The 16581-nt window shown below is 65.0% G+C and carries 12 protein-coding genes; 8 read left to right on the top strand and 4 right to left on the bottom strand.

The window, feature by feature from the left end:
* Nucleotides 1-21 precede the first annotated feature (21 nt).
* From L6D64_RS18700 to L6D64_RS18670, 7 genes are all read left to right on the top strand, one after another.
* Entirely contained in the window at nucleotides 22-1185 is a 1164-nt protein-coding gene (locus tag L6D64_RS18700) for an efflux RND transporter periplasmic adaptor subunit (protein ID WP_176506820.1), read from the top strand.
* A complete protein-coding gene (locus tag L6D64_RS18695) occupies nucleotides 1182-4274 on the top strand; it encodes a multidrug efflux RND transporter permease subunit (RefSeq protein WP_176506821.1) in 3093 nt (1030 codons plus the stop codon). The genes L6D64_RS18700 and L6D64_RS18695 overlap by 4 nt, the downstream gene beginning before the upstream one ends.
* 9 nt (nucleotides 4275-4283) lie before the next feature.
* The gene (locus L6D64_RS18690; protein WP_099814267.1) at nucleotides 4284-4958 is read left to right on the top strand and encodes a heavy metal response regulator transcription factor; all 675 of its coding nucleotides are present in this window, start codon (nucleotides 4284-4286) and stop codon (nucleotides 4956-4958) included.
* Nucleotides 4933-6345 (top strand): heavy metal sensor histidine kinase, encoded by a 1413-nt coding sequence (locus L6D64_RS18685; RefSeq protein ID WP_176506822.1) that lies wholly within the window; start codon nucleotides 4933-4935, stop codon nucleotides 6343-6345. Before L6D64_RS18690 ends, L6D64_RS18685 begins: the two co-directional genes overlap by 26 nt.
* Nucleotides 6346-6477: 132 nt before the next feature.
* Nucleotides 6478-6699, top strand: coding sequence for a hypothetical protein (locus L6D64_RS18680; RefSeq protein WP_176506823.1), 222 nt, complete (start codon nucleotides 6478-6480; stop codon nucleotides 6697-6699).
* Nucleotides 6700-6903: 204 nt separating this feature from the next.
* Complete coding sequence (locus tag L6D64_RS18675; RefSeq protein ID WP_176506824.1) at nucleotides 6904-8238, top strand: OprD family porin; 1335 nt, start codon at nucleotides 6904-6906, stop codon at nucleotides 8236-8238.
* A gap of 211 nt (nucleotides 8239-8449) precedes the next feature.
* Entirely contained in the window at nucleotides 8450-9946 is a 1497-nt protein-coding gene (locus L6D64_RS18670; protein WP_176506825.1) for a GGDEF domain-containing protein, read from the top strand.
* On the opposite strand, the gene L6D64_RS18665 is transcribed toward L6D64_RS18670, so the two are convergent.
* Entirely contained in the window at nucleotides 9943-10419 is a 477-nt protein-coding gene (locus L6D64_RS18665; RefSeq protein ID WP_176506826.1) for a ferritin-like domain-containing protein, read from the bottom strand. The genes L6D64_RS18670 and L6D64_RS18665 overlap by 4 nt on opposite strands.
* A 201-nt stretch (nucleotides 10420-10620) precedes the next feature.
* On the opposite strand from L6D64_RS18665, the gene L6D64_RS18660 reads away from it, so the two are divergent.
* Complete coding sequence (locus L6D64_RS18660; protein WP_176506945.1) at nucleotides 10621-10842, top strand: DUF3820 family protein; 222 nt, start codon at nucleotides 10621-10623, stop codon at nucleotides 10840-10842.
* A gap of 122 nt (nucleotides 10843-10964) precedes the next feature.
* Here the strand turns inward: L6D64_RS18660 and L6D64_RS18655 are convergent, their stop codons facing one another.
* From L6D64_RS18655 to ptsP, 3 genes are read right to left on the bottom strand one after another with little or no spacing between them, the layout of a single operon-like run.
* The gene (locus L6D64_RS18655; protein WP_176506827.1) at nucleotides 10965-12692 is read right to left on the bottom strand and encodes a PTS fructose-like transporter subunit IIB; all 1728 of its coding nucleotides are present in this window, start codon (nucleotides 12690-12692) and stop codon (nucleotides 10965-10967) included.
* Nucleotides 12689-13636 carry a 1-phosphofructokinase gene (gene pfkB / locus L6D64_RS18650; protein ID WP_176506828.1) on the bottom strand — a complete coding sequence of 316 codons (948 nt, stop codon included), beginning with the start codon at nucleotides 13634-13636 and terminating at the stop codon, nucleotides 12689-12691. Before pfkB ends, L6D64_RS18655 begins: the two co-directional genes overlap by 4 nt.
* On the bottom strand, nucleotides 13636-16491 hold the full coding sequence (ptsP, locus tag L6D64_RS18645; protein ID WP_176506829.1) for a phosphoenolpyruvate--protein phosphotransferase: 2856 nt from the start codon (nucleotides 16489-16491) through the stop codon (nucleotides 13636-13638). Before ptsP ends, pfkB begins: the two co-directional genes overlap by 1 nt.
* Nucleotides 16492-16581 lie beyond the last annotated feature (90 nt).

The raw sequence follows: 16581 nt of genomic DNA, 5'->3' as shown, positions 1-16581 counted from the left end.
TTGGCCAAGGTGCCCGCGCCGATGCGACGTCCTTCCCGTTCCATCCTTCTCGCCGCGTTGGCACTGCTCGCCGTGGTGGCCGTGGGTACCTGGTATGGCCAGCGCCAGCAAAGCACCACCCCCCATGCGCCAGCGGCGATCCCGGTGCGCGTGGTCAGCGTCGCCCAGCAAGACGTGCCGCGCTACGCCAGCGCCATCGGCTCGGTGCTGTCGCTGCACAGCGTCGAAGTACGACCACAGGTCGAAGGCGTGCTGACCCAGGTACTGGTCAAGGAAGGTCAATGGGTGAAGGAAGGCGACCTGCTCGCCACCCTCGATGACCGGGCAATCCGCGCCAGCCTCGACCAGGCCCGCGCCCAGCTCGGGCAGAGCCAGGCGCAGCTCCAGGTGGCCGGCGTCGACCTCAAGCGCTACCGCCTGCTCAGCACCGACGACGGCGTGTCCAAGCAGACCCTCGACCAGCAACAGGCCCTGGTCAACCAACTGCAGGCCACGGTCAAGGGCAACCAGGCGGCCATCGCCAATGCCGAGGTGCAGCTTTCGTACACGCAGATCCGCTCGCCCGTGACCGGACGAGTCGGCATCCGCAATGTCGACCCCGGCAACCTGGTGCGCAGCACGGATACCCAGGGCCTGTTCAGCGTCACTCAGATCGACCCGATCGCCGTCGAATTTGCCTTGCCACAACAGATGCTGCCAACCCTGCAGGCTTTGCTCAAGGCGCCAAGCCCGGCGCTGGTGCAGGCCTACATGGACGCCGATGGCGAACGCAACCTGCTGGGCGAAGGCCACCTGGCGTTGATCGACAACCAGATCTCGGCCAACACCGGCACGGTGCGGGTCAAGGCTGAGTTCGACAACAAGGACGGCCACCTGTGGCCAGGGCAACTGGTCACCATCCGCCTGCGCACCGCGGTCGATGAAAACGCCCTGGTGGTGCCGCCGCCAGTGGTGCAGCGCGGCGTCGACGGGCACTTCGTCTACCGCCTGGACGGTGACAAGGTCACCAGCGTGCCGGTCAAGGTGCTGTATCAGGACAGCAGCCTGACGATCATCGCCGGGGTCAACCAGGGCGAGCGGCTGGTGCTCGACGGCCAGTCCCGGCTCAAGCCCGGTTCGCGGGTCGAGGTTACTCCGGACGCCCCGCCACCGGTGGAAATGGCTGAGCGCGGGAGCCAGCCGTGAATACCCGCAACGGTCTATCCGCCTGGTGCATCGACCACCCGATCGCCACCCTGCTGCTGACCTTCGCCCTGGTGCTGCTGGGCGCCATCGCCTTCCCGAGGCTGCCGGTGGCACCGCTGCCCGAAGCGGATTTCCCGACCATTCAGGTCACCACCCAGCTGCCCGGAGCCAGCCCGGAAACCATGGCATCGTCGGTGGCCACGCCACTGGAGGTGCAGTTCAGTGCCATCCCCGGCATGACCCAGATGACCAGCAGCAGTGCGCTGGGCTCGACCACGCTGATCCTGCAATTCACCCTCGACAAGAACATCGACACCGCCGCCCAGGAAGTCCAGGCGGCGATCAACACCGCCACCGCACGCCTGCCCCGGGACCTGCCCAACCCGCCGACCTGGCGCAAGGTCAACCCAGCCGATAGCCCGGTCCTGGTGCTCACCGTCAGCTCCGCGCAGATGCCCGGCAATGAGCTCAGCGACTACGCCGAAACCCTGCTGGCGCGCCAGCTCAGCCAGATCGAAGGGGTAGGCCTGATCAACATCACCGGCCAGCTGCGCCCGGCCATCCGCGTGCAAGCCCAGCCGGAAAAACTCGCCGCCATCGGCCTGACCCTGGCCGATGTGCGCCTGGCCATCCAGCAAACCAGCCTGAACCTGGCCAAGGGCGCGTTGTACGGCGAGCACAGCGTCTCGACCCTCGCCGCCAACGACCAGCTGTTCCAACCCGAGGACTACGCGCAACTCATCGTTTCGTACCGCGACGGCGCACCGGTGCACCTCAAGGACGTGGCCAAGGTCATCAAAGGCGCCGAGAACGCTTACGTCAAAGCCTGGTCCGGTGACCAGCCGGGGCTCAACCTGGTGGTGTTCCGCCAGCCCGGGGCGAATATCGTCGACACCGTCGACCGGGTGCTGGCGGCGCTGCCCAAGCTGCAGGAAATGCTCCCGGCCTCCATCGAAGTGTCGGTGCTGCAGGACCGCACCCAGACCATCCGCGCCTCGTTGCACGAGGTGGAGCTGACCCTGATGATCGCCGTGGCCCTGGTGATCGGGGTGATGGCGCTGTTCCTGCGCCAGTGGTCGGCGACCCTGGTGGTGTCCAGCGTGCTCGGCGTGTCGCTGATCGCCAGTTGCGCACTGATGTATGTGCTGGGCTTCAGCCTCAACAACCTCACCTTGGTAGCCATCGTCATCTCGGTGGGCTTCGTGGTGGACGACGCCATCGTCGTGGTGGAGAACATCCACCGCCACCTGGAGGCCGGTGACGACAGCCGCACGGCGGCGCTCAAGGGCGCGGGGGAAATCGGCTTCACCGTGGTGTCGATCAGCTTCTCACTGATCGCCGCGTTCATCCCGCTGCTGTTCATGGGCGGCGTGGTCGGCCGGCTGTTCAAGGAGTTCGCCCTGACCGCCACCTCGACCATCCTGATCTCGGTGATGGTGTCGCTGACCCTGGCGCCCACCTTGTGCGCGCTGTTCATGCGCCGCCCGCCCGGCGAGCACCACGGTGGCTTCGGCGAGCGCCTGGTGAAGTGGTACGAAAAAGGCCTGGACCGTGCCCTTGCCCACCAGCGCCTGACCCTTGCCGTGTTCGGCGTGACCCTGGCCCTGGCGGTAGTCGGTTACGTCGGCATCCCCAAGGGCTTCTTCCCGCTGCAGGACACCGGTTTCATCCTTGGCACCACCGAGGCGGCGGCGGATGTGTCGTACCCGTCGATGGTCGAGAAGCACCTGGCGCTGGCGAAGATCATCGGTGACGACCCGGCAGTGCAGGCGTACTCGCATTCGGTGGGGGTCACCGGCAGCAACCAGACCATCGCCAATGGCCGTTTCTGGATCGCTCTCAAGCCACGCGGTGAGCGCGACGTGTCGGCCAGCGAGCTGATCGACCGCCTGCGGCCGAAACTGGCGCAGGTACCGGGCATCGTCCTGTACATGCGTGCCGGCCAGGACATCAACCTCAGTTCCGGCCCGTCGCGCACCCAATACCAGTACGTGCTCAAGAGCAACGACGGCGTGGCCCTGAATCTGTGGACCCAGCGCCTGACCGACCGCCTGCGGGAAAACCCGGTGTTCCGCGACCTGTCCAATGACTTGCAACTGGGCGCCAGCGTCACCCGCATCGACATCGACCGCCAGGCTGCGGCGCGTTTCGGCCTGACCACCACGGATGTCGACCAGGCGCTGTACGATGCCTTCGGTCAGCGGCAGATCAGCGAATTCCAGACCGAGACCAACCAGTACAAGGTGATCCTCGAGCTGGACGCCAGGCAGCGCGGCAAGGCCGAGAGCCTGAACTTCTTCTACCTGCGCTCGCCGCTGACCAACCAGATGGTGCCGCTTTCTGCCCTGGCGCATGTCGCGTCACCCAGTACCGGCCCGCTGTCGATCAGCCACGACGGCCTGTTCCCGGCCGCCAACCTGTCGTTCAACCTGGCCCCCGGCGTGGCCTTGGGCGATGCGGTGACGATCCTCGAACGCACCCAGCGCGAACTGGGCATGCCCGACTCGATCAGTGGCAATTTCCAGGGCGCGGCCCAGGCCTTCCAGAGTTCCCTGGCAAGCCAACCCTGGCTGATTCTCGCCGCGCTGGTGGCGGTGTACATCATCCTCGGCGTGCTCTACGAGAGCTTCGTCCATCCCCTGACCATCATCTCCACCCTGCCCTCGGCCGGGCTCGGGGCGTTGATACTGCTCTGGGGCATGGGCCAGGACTTCAGCATCATGGGCCTGATCGGCGTGGTGCTGCTGATCGGTATCGTCAAGAAGAACGGCATCCTGCTCATCGACTTCGCCCTCGAAGCCCAGCGCCACCAGGGCATGACACCCGAACAGGCGATACACCAGGCGTGCCTGACGCGCTTCCGGCCGATCATCATGACCACCCTCGCCGCCTTGCTCGGCGCGGTGCCGCTGATGCTCGGCTTTGGCGCCGGCGCCGAGCTGCGCCAACCACTGGGCATCGCCGTGGTCGGCGGTTTGCTGGTGAGCCAGGCGCTGACACTGTTTACCACCCCGGTCATATACTTGGCCCTGGAGCGCCTGTTCCATCGCCGCCAGGCCGCCCGTGCGGCGGCGCCAAGTGCCAGCTAGGACAAGACCATGCGTGTGCTGATCATCGAAGACGAAGAAAAAACCGCCGACTACTTGCACCGCGGCCTGACCGAGCAGGGCTTTACCGTCGACCTTGCGCGCGATGGCATCGATGGCTTGCACCTGGCTCTTGAAGGCGACTACGCAGTGATCGTGCTCGACGTGATGCTGCCGGGCCTGGACGGCTACGGCGTACTGCGCGCACTACGGGCGCGCAAGCAGACGCCGGTGATCATGCTCACCGCCCGCGAGCGCGTCGAAGACCGCATCCATGGCCTGCGCGAAGGCGCCGACGATTACCTGGGCAAGCCGTTCTCCTTCCTTGAACTGGTTGCCCGGCTGCAGGCCCTGACGCGCCGCAGCAGCACCCACGAACCGTTGCAGATCCAGGTCGGCGACCTGTGGATCGACCTGATGGCGCGCAAGGCCAGCCGCGCCGGCCAGCGCCTGGAACTCACCGCCAAGGAATTCTCGCTGCTCAGCGTGCTGGCCCGGCGCCAGGGCGAAATCCTTTCCAAGACCGCTATTGCCGAGCTGGTCTGGGACATCAACTTCGACAGCGACGCCAATGTCGTCGAGGTGGCGATCAAGCGCCTGCGCGCCAAGCTCGACGGGCCGTTCGACAACAAACTGCTGCACACCATCCGAGGCATGGGTTATGTCCTGGAAAACCGCGCCGCTTAACTCCATCGCCCTGCGCCTGTCGGCGCTGTTCATCCTGGTGGCGCTGGGGGTGTTCGTGCTGATCGGCTCGGCGCTGTACCGCCAGGTCGACCGCAGCCTCGACCTGCTGCCGGCGGCCGAACTGGATGCGCGTTTCAGCGTGCTGGAGTCCACCCTCAACCGCTTCGGCACGCCCGAGCACTGGGCCAAGATCAACAACAAGCTCAACCTGCTCAGCGAGGAAGACAAGCGCATCCGCTTCTGGGTGGTCAGCAGCAACCCGGCCTACGAGTACGGCCAGCCCAGCGAGTTGGTCCGCGCCTTTGCCGAAGGCCCGCAGGGCATGCGCGACCTGCACCTGCCCGACCACCTCTACCCGTACAAGGTGCTGGTCAGCGAACTGCCGGCCCTGGGCGAGCGCCCGCCGCTGCGCTTTCTGATCGGCATCGACACCGAGACCTTCTGGCAGGCCCAGCACAGCCTGCTGGTGGCCATTGTCGGCCTGGCCGTGCTCGGTGTGCTGCTGGCTTCGGCGCTGGGTTACTGGGTGGCGCGCATCGGCCTGCGGCCGCTGCTGGCGCTGTCCAATGAAGCCCAGGCACTGGCACCGCCGCGCCTGGATGGCCGCTTGCAGACGCACAACTTGGCACCGGAGCTGGCGCAGTTTGCCGGTGCCTTCAATGCCGCCCTGGACCGGGTCAGCCAGGCCTATTCGCGGCTGGAAGCCTTCAACGCCGACGTTGCCCACGAACTGCGCTCGCCGCTGACCAACCTGATCGGCCAGACCCAGGTCGCCCTCACCCGCGGGCGCAGCGCCGAGCATTACTTCGAAGTGCTGCAATCGAACCTGGAAGAGCTGGAGCGCCTGCGCAGCATCATCAACGACATGCTGTTCCTCGCCAGCGCCGACCAGGGCAGCAAGGCCACCGCCCTGACCCAGGCCTCGCTGGCCGAGGAAGTGGCCACCACCCTCGATTACCTCGACTACATCCTCGAAGATGCTCAGGTCAGCGTCACCGTCAGCGGCGACGCCTATGCGCCCATCGAAAAGGCCCAGCTGCGCCGGGCGTTGATCAACCTGTTGAACAACGCCGTGCAGCACACGGCGCCGCACCAGGCCATTCATGTTCATATCGAGGCAGGCCCTGAACAGGTCAGCATCGCCGTGAGCAACCCCGGGCCGGCCATTGATGACGCGCACCTGCCGCTGCTGTTCGAGCGGTTCTATCGGGTGGATGCGGCGCGCAGCAACAGTGGCGGCGGCAACCACGGGTTGGGGTTGGCAATCGTCAAGGCGATCGCGTTGATGCATGGCGGGGAGGTTTTCGTGCGTAGCGCTGCCGGTGCCAACACCTTTGGCATTCGCTTGCCAAGTGCTCAAGGACGCGGGTTTCCGGCCAAAGTCTAATTGCTTTTCGCAGCGATCATTACTTTTTGCGCAACAGTGCTTATCGCCAAACACGCTGTTTCCTGGGCATTAAACGGACTAACTTTATCCCCGTCCTCATAGCACTTGCCCCGCAAGAAGGTAGTTTTAAACATGTCCAACAGTATGGGTATTGCCAGCGTTTTCGTTCTGTCGTCCCTGTTGTTGTCGCCCCTGGCCATGGCCGAAGAATCCCCGGCTTTCGTTGCTCGCACTGCAGAACTTGCCGCTGTTCATCAAGACGCCCGCGAAGCCGTGGCACACAAGGCTGACGCCGGCAAAGACGCAGAACAGACCGCTTCGAAAGTTTCCAGCGACGCCAATGTCGACAGCTGATCGCGCGTCGCAATCGCTCCCGTTTTCCCTTGGCTACGCCATGGGCACCGTTGGTGCCGATATGTTAGCCTTTTAAAGCCGCTGCCGATCAGCGGCTTTTTTTATGTGCGCTAACTCTCAGCCCCGCTGTAACGTACCCCTATAAAAAGATGCACATTCAAAAATAACAATCGCCCCACCGCCAGACCAAAGGAGCTAGTACCGGTGCCTTCCGCGTTTCGTTTGACCCCGCTGTTCATTGCGTTGACTGCAACTATCCCCTTCGCCGCCCAGGCAGATGAAGACAAGGCTGATGGCTTCATCGAAGGTTCGTCCTTCAACCTGCATTTCCGTAATGCCTACTTCAACCGCGACAACCACAACGCCGGCGTGCGCGACACCCGCGAGTGGGGCCAGGGCGCGGTAGCGCGTTTCGAATCCGGCTACACCCCGGGCGTGGTCGGCTTCGGCCTCGACGCCCATGCCATGCTGGGCCTGAAGCTCGACGGCGGTGGCGGCCATGCCGGCACCAGCATCCTGCCCGAGCACATCAAGGACGACGGTGAACTGGGCGCTGCCCCGCACTCGTTCTCCACCGCCGGTGCAGCGGTCAAGCTCAAGGCGTTCGACACCGAGTTGAAAGCCGGTGACCTGTTCATCACCAACCCGGTGATCGCGGGCGGTGAAACCCGCATGCTGCCGCAGACCTTCCGCGGCGTGAGCCTGACCAACCACAGCATCGATGGCCTGCTGCTCGAAGGCGGCCAGGTCAGCTTCACCCACCCCTACAACCAGAGCGGCCACCGTCGCATCGACACCTATTACGGCTCCCTGGACGAACACGACAAGAGCAAGCACCTGAACTGGGCGGGCGCGTCGTGGAGCGGTACCGAGAACATCACCACCAACCTGTACGCGGCCGAGTTGAAGGACATCTGGAACCAGTACTACGCCGACTTCGACTACACCTACGTGGTCAACGATCTGGTCAGCCTCAACCCAGGCGTGCACTTCTATCACACCCAGGACACCGGCCAGGCGCTGCTGGGCAAGATCGACAACAACACCTACAGCCTGCACTTCACGGTCAACGCCGGTTACCACAGCGTCACTGCCGCCTACCAGCGGGTCAACGGCAACACGCCGTTCGACTACATCAACCTGGGCGACAGCGTGTACCTGGACAACTCGCGCATGTATTCGGACTTCAACGCCCCCAACGAGCGGTCGTGGAAGCTGCAGTACGACTACAACTTCGCCGGTATCGGCATCCCGGGCCTGAGCACCTCGCTGTCGTACTCGCGCGGTGAGGCAGACCTGACCAAGGCCACCCAGGACACCAGCCACTACGACTACTACCGCGCCGATGGCAAGAACGCCATGCACTGGGAGCGCGACCTGGATGTGAAGTATGTATTCCAGCAAGGCGACCTGAAGGACCTGGCGGTGCAGCTGCGCTACGCAACCCACCGTGGTAGCCAGGGCTATGCATCGATCGACAGCAACAGCGACAACGACGAACTGCGAGTGATCGTCGATTACCCGCTGAACATCTTCTGATCTGAAATCGCAGTCCTCTGTGGGAGCGGGCTTGCCCCGCGAAGCAGGCAACGCGTTGCATGGCACCGGCTCTGCCGGTGTTCGCGGGGCAAGCCCGCTCCCACAGTACAACTCACCGCCACACGATTCCGTCGGACAAATCTTGTTCGACAATCCGCGCTTGCCTAGAATGTCGACCGCCGCAAATGGCCCTGCCCCAGCAGTAGCGCGCATGCCCACTCGATCTTCGCGTTTCGCACTCTACAGGTCGCACCCCGAGCTGATCCTCAACCTGGGCAGTTGCCTTGCCGTGCTCGCCATCGTGACGATCGTCAGTTACTTGCTGGCCCGCGAACGCGATAGCGTCGAGCAGTCGGCGATTCGCTCGTCGAACAACATCGTGCAGTTGATCGAAAGCGACATCCTGCGCAATGTCGAACTCTACGACCAGTCGTTGAAGGGCCTGATCTGGGCCGTCAACCGCAAGGAACTGCAGGAGATACCCGGGCCCCTGCGCCAGCGTCTGCTGTTCAATGAAGCCTTGGTCGATCGCAAGCGCGGCGATGTATTGTGGCTGGACAAGCAAGGCAATGTGGTCGGTGATTCCATCAACGCCGTGCCACGCAAGGCCAACCTGGCCGGCACTCGGGTGTTCCAGGCGCACCTGCAGGATCCCAACCTTGGCTTGCTGGTAGGGCCGCCTTTCAAGGACCATTTGGGCGCTATGGGCTGGTGTATCAGCTTCAGCCGCCGTATCAATGGGCCTCAGGGCGAATTTGCCGGTCTCGCCATCGGTGCCCTGCGCCTTTCCTATTTCAGCGAGCTGTTCCGCCGCCTGGATATCGGCGAAGAAAGCAGCATCAACCTGTTCAATGTCGACGGTCTCCTGCTCGCCCGCGAACCTTCGCGGCCGCTCGATCCGGACATTAATGCGAACTACCGGGAACGGCCGAATTTCCAGCGCATTCTCAGCGAGCACAGTGGCAGCTTCACCGCCCGTTCCGGCAGCACCCGTTCCGCCCGCATCTACACCTTCGCCAGGGTCGCCGACCTGCCGCTGATCGTGCTGGTGGTGCATTCCGCCGACGAGGTATTCCAGTCCTGGCGGCGGACCGCGATTCTGGTCAGCGTCGCGACCGGTGGGCTGTGTATCGGCATTCTCTGGCTGACCTTGCTGCTGGGACGCGAATTGCGCCGTCGGCACGAGGCCGAACTAGGCCTGGCGACCCTTGCCGCCACGGACAGCCTGACCGGGCTGGCCAACCGTCGCCGGCTGGATCAGGTGCTGCGGCAGGAATGGTCACGTGCCCTGCGCAACCGCAAACCGTTGGCAGTGCTGATGGTGGATATCGATCATTTCAAGGCATTCAACCAGCGTCACGGCCACGCCGGAGGCGACCACGCGTTGCGCGAGGTGGCCCATACGCTGCAACAGTGCATCCGCCGCCCTGCTGACCTGGCGGCACGTTACGGCGGAGAGGAATTCCAGGTGGTCTTGCCTGAAACCGGATTGAGCGGCGCATTGCTGCTGGCTGAAAGCATCCGCGCGCGCGTGGAAGGCTTGGCGCCATTCGGCGACGATGCGCGCTCGGTTACCGTCAGCATTGGGGTCAGTGTCTTCACCCCCGGCACCCAGCAGGACCTGGCGCAGGTGCTGGGTGCTGCGGATGAAGCCCTCTACCGGGCCAAGGCCAATGGCCGTAACCGGGTAGAGGGGCCTCTCGATTAGGAGCGTGCGCGGGCCGCGTTACGCAGCGCCTTCACCTGGTCATGGTTGCGCTGTACGCCCTGCAGTTGCTTTTCCACCAGCGCGTAGCTCTGATCGCTGGCCTGGCGGCCCAGCTTGACCAGTTTCTCACGGGCTTCCTTGTAGGCCTTGAGGGCATGGTCTTCGCCGCGCTCGACTTCATTGAGCACCGCTTCCTCATCCTTGCCGGTGACCAACGACTTGAGATTGACCCAGCCGCGGTGCAGATCACCGCTGATGCTGGTGGAGGTTTCCGGGTCACCGCCCAGGCGGCGCACTTCACTCTGCAGCTCGGCTGCGGCATTGGCGCACTCACCGGCACGCTGGACGAAGAACGCCTTGAGTTCGGGGTTCTTCACATCATCGGCCGAGGCCTTGAAGCCCTTTTCGCCATCCTTGCTGTACTCGACCAGGTCGTTGAGCACGTCGATCACGTCTTTGTTGGGGTTGCTCATGGCACAAACTCCTTGGCAGGTGATAGTCACCATTACCAGAGCAGCCTTCATGCCAAGCCAAGCAATGAAATTAAATCCTTTAAAATCAGTAGGTTAGTAATTAGTCAGAGGAGGAGCGAAACGGCGTTATGCATGATTGCCGCTTGGGTGGTCGTGCAGATTGCAGTATGGTCGCCGCACATTCACAGCCAGGCTTCGTCGATGAAACCGCAAATGCTTGAACTGCTGGTTACCCGCAGCATGCCTTTTGGCAAATACCAGGGACGGATCATTGCCGACCTGCCAGGGGATTACCTGGCGTGGTTCGCACGCAAAGGGTTTCCGCCGGGGGAGCTGGGGGGGTTGCTGGCGTTGATGCATGAGATCGACCATAACGGCCTGGGCGATCTGCTGGTGCCGTTGCGGCAGAAGCATCGGCGCTGACCTGTACCGGCCTCTTCGCGGCTAAAGCCGCTCCCACAGGGTTTTGTGTAATTCCTGACTCAACACAATACCTGTGGGAGCGGCTTTAGCCGCGAAAGGGCCGACACTGCCAACAGAAGGCTCTAGCCTTTCACCGGCGCCACAGCCAACTCTACCTGCTCGCTCTTCTTGATCACTGCATACACCACGGCAGTCACCAGGCTCCCCGCCACAATCGCCAGCAGATACAACAATGCATGGTTGATCGCGTTAGGGATCAGCAACACGAAAAGCCCGCCATGCGGTGCCATCAGCTTGCAGCCGAAGTACATCGACAGCGCGCCGGTCAATGCACCACCGGCAATGCTCGCCGGGATCACCCGCAACGGGTCCTTGGCAGCGAACGGTATCGCCCCTTCGGAGATGAAGCACAGCCCCAGCGCCAACGCCGCTTTGCCCGCCTCGCGCTCACTCTGGGCGAACTTGCGCCGGGCGAGGAAGGTGGCGATGCCCAGGCCGATCGGCGGGACCATGCCGGCGGCCATGGTCGCCGCCATCGGCGCATAGCTTGAAGAGGCCAGCAGCCCCACCGAGAAGGCATAGGCGGCCTTGTTGATCGGCCCGCCGAGGTCCACGCACATCATGCCACCCAGCAGCAACCCGAGCAGGATGGCGTTGGTGGTGCCCATGCTGTCGAGGAACTGCGTCAGCCCTTCGAGCATCGCCGCCACCGGCTGACCGACCACATAGATCATCACCAGGCCAGTGAACAGGCTGGCCAGCAGCGGGATGATCAGGATCGGCTTGAGTGCCTCCAGGCTGCTCGGCAGGCGCGCCCAGCGGGCGATGGCCTTGGCGCTGTAGCCGGCGAGAAAGCCGGCAACGATGCCGCCAATGAAACCGGCACCCAAGGTGCTGGCCAGCAGCCCGCCGATCATGCCCGGCGCCAGGCCCGGGCGGTCGGCGATGGACCAGGCGATGTATCCGGCAAGCAGCGGCACCATCAACTTGAATGCTGCCTCGCCTCCGATCTGCATCAGCGCGGCCGGCAGGGTGCCCGGCTGCTTGTAGGCCTCGATGCCGAACACGAATGACAGGGCAATCAGCAAGCCACCCGCCACCACCATCGGCAGCATGAACGAGACACCGGTGAGCAGGTGCTTGTAGACGCCGCTTTTCTCAGCCTGGGCCGGTGCCGCTGCTGCATCCCCAACACTTTCAACCTTGGCTTCTACCAAGGCCTTTTCCAGGGTCGCACGCGCCTGCTTGAGGGCGATACCGGTGCCGCAACGGTAGATGCGCTTGCCCGCAAAGCGTGCCGTCGGCACCTCGATGTCCGCCGCCAGCAGCACCACATCGGCCTGCGCGATGGCCTGGGCCGACAGCGGGTTGCGCGCACCGACCGAGCCTTGGGTCTCGACAGTAAGCTGGTAACCGCATTGTTGCGCCGCCTGTTGCAAGGCTTCGGCAGCCATGAAGGTATGTGCCACGCCGGTCGGGCAGGCGGTCACCGCGACAATCCGTACAGCCGCTGAAGGGGCGACGCCAACCGGTTGCGCGGCCAGCACCGTGGCCTTGCCTGCCGCCTCCTCGAGAAAGCCCTCGCGGTCGGCCAGCGCCTGGGCCGGGGTACTCTGGTACACGCGCTTGCCGGTGAAACGCGCAAGGTCGACCGGGCCGGTGCTGACCACCAGCACCCAATCGGCCTCGGCGATCTGCGCAGGCGTCAGTTGGCGTTCAGGATGTTCGGCATCCTGCACTTCGACACTGGTGCTCCAGCCGCGGCGCTGGGCGGCAGCCGCCAGCAGGCGGGCACTGAGCACGCTGGACACCTGCCCATTGGGGCAGGCGGTGACGATGGCGATGTTCATCGGCAACCCTCTTGTTGTTCTGTCAGTTGCACGGCGGCTTCAAGGCGCACCAGCTGCTCGTGGTCGCAGATGCCGAAGCCGACCTGGGTCACCGCCTGTGCGGCGATGGCGGTGGCGCGGCGCAAGATCTGCTGCGGGCTTTCCGCTGCCAGCAGGCCATGGACCATGCCCGCGACCAGCGAATCTCCCGCGCCCACGGTACTGGCTACCCGCACCTGCGGCGGCTGCGCCTGCAGCGCGTGGCCAGCGGCGAACCAGCTCACGCCCTGCTCGCCCGCCGACACCACCACATGCTCGACACCGCTGGCCAGCAGTTGCTGGGCCGCGGCACGTTGCTCGGCGGTGGTTTGCACGGCCAGACCGAGCACTTCGCCCAACTCTTCGGTATTGGGTTTGACCAGCCAGGGGGCACTCTGCAGGCCAGCACGCAATGCCTCGCCACTGCTGTCGAGCGCCACCTTGAGCCCTTGCTGCCGCAGCTGTTCAAGCAGCTGGCGGAACCACTCGGGGCTGACCCCGCGCGGCAGGCTGCCGGCGACCACCACCGCGTCGTGCCCGGGCGCGACCTGCTGCAAGCGGCGCAACAACTCGCCGCGGTCGGCATCGACGACCTCCGGCCCCTGGCCGTTGATGTCGGTGACCCGGCCATCGGCCTCGACCAGCTTGAGGTTGCTGCGGGTTTCGCCGGCCACCCGCACGAAGCAGTCGGCAAACCCGCGCCGGGCGATCAGCGCTTCGAACGGTTGCAGGTTGTCGCGGCCCAGAAAGCCCCCGACGGTAACGCTGTGGCCCAGATCAGCCAGCACCTGGGCCACGTTCAGGCCTTTGCCTGCAGCGTGGCTTTGCTGGGCCTGGGCACGGTTGACGTGGCCTGGGCGCAAGGCGTCGAGGCTGACGGTAATGTCCAGCGCCGGGTTCAGGGTCAGGGTGAGAATCTTGGCCATCAATAACGCTCCACCAGCGCGCGAACCGCCGCAGCGCTGTCCTGTTGCAAGGCCTCGCGCGCCAGGGCGCGGGCTGTCTGGTGATCCACCTGGCGCACCAGGGCTTTGACTTCGGCAATGCTGCGGGCGGCCACGCTCAGCTCGTCGACATCCAGGCCCAGCAGCACGGCAACCGCTTGCGGGTCGGCAGCCAGTTCGCCGCAGACGCCCACCCACTTGCCTTCGGCGTGGGCGGCGCGCACGGTCATGTCGATCAGGCTCAGCACCGCCGGGTGCAGGCCGTCGGCCTGGGCAGAAAGGCTCGGATGGCCACGGTCGATAGCCAGGGTGTACTGGGTCAGGTCGTTGGTACCGATACTGAAAAAGTCCACTTCACGGGCCAGTTGCGGCGCCAGCAAGGCGGCGGACGGCACCTCGACCATGATCCCGACCTGCAGGTCGGCAACCGGGTTTTCCAGGCGCAGGCGCTCGACCATCGCGCGTGCTTCGCGCCATTCGTGGATCTGCCCGACCATGGGGAACATGATGCGCAAGGGACGCTGATCGGCGGCGCGCAGCAAAGCGCGCAGCTGGTCTTCCATGATCTGCGGGCGTTGCAGGGTCAGGCGCACGCCGCGCACGCCGAGGAACGGGTTTTCCTCGGCATCGATCGGCCAGTACGGCAATGGCTTGTCGCCGCCCACATCGAGCGTGCGCACGACCAGTGGCCGGCCGCCGAGGCCATCGAGCACGCGGCGGTATTCCGCTTCCTGGGTAGCCACGTCGGGTGCCTGCGAATGGGCCATGAAGATCAGCTCGGTACGCAGCAGGCCAACGCCTTCGGCACCTTGGTCCACCACCTTGTCGATGCCACTGCTCTCGCCGATATTGGCGAACACTTCGACGGCATGGCCATCGCGGGTTACCGCCGGCTCATGGCGCTGGGCCCAGGCAGCTTGCAGGCGTTGTTCGCGCAGGTCACGCTCGGCCAGGGCGCGCTGCAGCTGGTCGGCGGGCGGCGCGATGCTGACCGTGCCACGCTGGCCGTCGAGCAACAGCGGGGTGCCGGACGCGAGCAGCAGGATCGCCGGGCCCGCGCCGACTACCGCCGGGATACCCAGGGCACGGGCCACGATCGCGCTGTGCGCGGTGGCGCCGCCGTAGGCGGTAACGATGCCAGCGACACGGGCCGGGTCCAGGCGGGCGACATCGGATGGGCCTACCTCGCCCATCACCAGCACATAGGGTTGCTCCGGCTCGGCCTGGGCCGGCACGCCACACAGCTGGGCCAGTACCCGGCGGCCAATGTCGCGCAGGTCGGCAGCACGCTCGGCCAGCAGGGCATCGTGCAGCGCTTCCTGCTGGCGCGCTGCCGCTTCGATCACCGCCATCCAGGCGGCCGCCGCACTCTCGCCCTGTGCCAGGCGAGCGTCGACATCGTCGCTCAGGGCCGGGTCGGCGAGCATTTCCTGATGGGTGACGAAGATCTCGCCAATCGACGGGTCGCTGCGCTGCACCAGCGCCTGCAACTCGCCGTTCACGGCCTCCAGTGCATCGCGCAGTTTCAAGCGCTCCTGAGCGGGCGACTCGCCACGCAGTGGGTAGTCGATTTCGCGTTCGACGCAGACATGCGCCGGCCCGCTGGCAATCCCGGGGGATGCACTGACCCCCTGGACGCGGCTGCCGGCAGCAGGCGCCTGAAGCGGTGCGGCCGCACTGGCGACCACTGCACCAGGGGTGGTTGGCAGCAGCGGCTCAACCGCTTCGCCCAGGCCCTGCTCGATCGCGGCCAGCAGCACTGGCAAGGCATCGGCGGCGATCGACGGTTCAGCGATCAACTCAAGTTCCTGACCGCGGCGGGCGCCGAGGCTGAGCAGTTTGCTCAGGCTCTTGATCGACACCGCCGGCTGCGCGCTGTCGAGCACACGCACACGGATATCGCCCTCGAAGCCCTTGGCCAGTTGCGCCAACACCTTCGCCGGGCGAGCGTGCAGCCCATGCGGGTTGGCCAGCACGATCCGCACACTGGGCCAGTCAGCCGGAGCCTCGCCGCCCAGCACCTCCAGCACGGCGCGGCTGCTGGTGGCCTGGTAGAGGGTTTGCCCACGGCCTTCGATCAGCACTTCGCACAGGCGCTCAAGCAGCGCCTGATGGGCCGCACCGAGGCTGGCCAGGCAGAACAGACCATTGAGCGGCTGGTCGCGATAACGCAGGGGCTGCTGCGGGGTGATGAAGGCAAGGCCCGGTTGACGCACCTGGCGCTCGCTGTGCAGCCACCACAAACCCTCACCCAGTGGCAGGGGGTCGGCCTGTTGCAGCACGGCAGCGAAGCCGCTGTCGACACAACCGGCGCGCTGCAGCAGACGCGCACCGCGCCAGACCAGCTCGTCGAAATCTTCGGCCGGCAGGTTCAGGCCGACCAGCTGCGCATCCAGCGCCAGCTCCTGCGGCGCACCTTGCAACAGTTTGAGCAACGCTTCGGCAGAGCTGGCCCGGCGCAACGCCTCGGCCAGGTCGGTTTCACCGAGGGCACGGGTCAGCAGCTGCAGCAGGCGCAGATGTTCGTCGGAACGGGCAGCAATGCCGATTGCAAGGTAGACGATCTGGCCATCCCCCCAGTCCACACCTTCAGGGAACTGCAGCAGGCGCACGCCGGTGGCGAACACCAGCTCGCGCGTTTGCGGGGTGCCATGCGGGATAGCGATGCCCTGGCCAAGAAACGTCGAGCCTTGCGCTTCACGCGCCTGCAGGCCGTCGAGATAACCGTCGGCAACCAGGCCGTCGGCAACCAGCTGCTCCGCCAGCAGGCGCAGCGCCGCTGACTTGTCGGCGGCCTTCTGGCCCATGGCTATCTGCTCTCTGGCGAGCTCGAGCATGACCTTCTCCTTTTGCAGCCCCGGCTTGGTTTTGGTGCCGGGTACTGAGGTATTGTTGTGATATTCACGGAATCAGCCAGTTCGACAGCC

The sequence above is a fragment of the Pseudomonas urethralis genome (assembly GCF_021602465.1).
Taxonomy (GTDB): Bacteria; Pseudomonadota; Gammaproteobacteria; order Pseudomonadales; family Pseudomonadaceae; genus Aquipseudomonas; species Aquipseudomonas vlassakiae.
Note: the sequence above shows the minus strand (reverse complement) of the source record. Positions and strands in the feature narration are given on the sequence as shown.

Coding starts and splice junctions, on each gene's coding strand:
- L6D64_RS18665 (WP_176506826.1), bottom strand. CDS start 10,419: ATGAGCAACCCCAACAAAGACGTGATCGACGTGCTCAACGACCTGGTC.
- L6D64_RS18690 (WP_099814267.1), top strand. CDS start 4,284: ATGCGTGTGCTGATCATCGAAGACGAAGAAAAAACCGCCGACTACTTG.
- L6D64_RS18670 (WP_176506825.1), top strand. CDS start 8,450: ATGCCCACTCGATCTTCGCGTTTCGCACTCTACAGGTCGCACCCCGAG.
- L6D64_RS18700 (WP_176506820.1), top strand. CDS start 22: ATGCGACGTCCTTCCCGTTCCATCCTTCTCGCCGCGTTGGCACTGCTC.
- L6D64_RS18660 (WP_176506945.1), top strand. CDS start 10,621: ATGAAACCGCAAATGCTTGAACTGCTGGTTACCCGCAGCATGCCTTTT.
- pfkB (WP_176506828.1), bottom strand. CDS start 13,636: ATGGCCAAGATTCTCACCCTGACCCTGAACCCGGCGCTGGACATTACC.
- L6D64_RS18680 (WP_176506823.1), top strand. CDS start 6,478: ATGTCCAACAGTATGGGTATTGCCAGCGTTTTCGTTCTGTCGTCCCTG.
- ptsP (WP_176506829.1), bottom strand. CDS start 16,491: ATGCTCGAGCTCGCCAGAGAGCAGATAGCCATGGGCCAGAAGGCCGCC.
- L6D64_RS18685 (WP_176506822.1), top strand. CDS start 4,933: ATGTCCTGGAAAACCGCGCCGCTTAACTCCATCGCCCTGCGCCTGTCG.
- L6D64_RS18655 (WP_176506827.1), bottom strand. CDS start 12,692: ATGAACATCGCCATCGTCACCGCCTGCCCCAATGGGCAGGTGTCCAGC.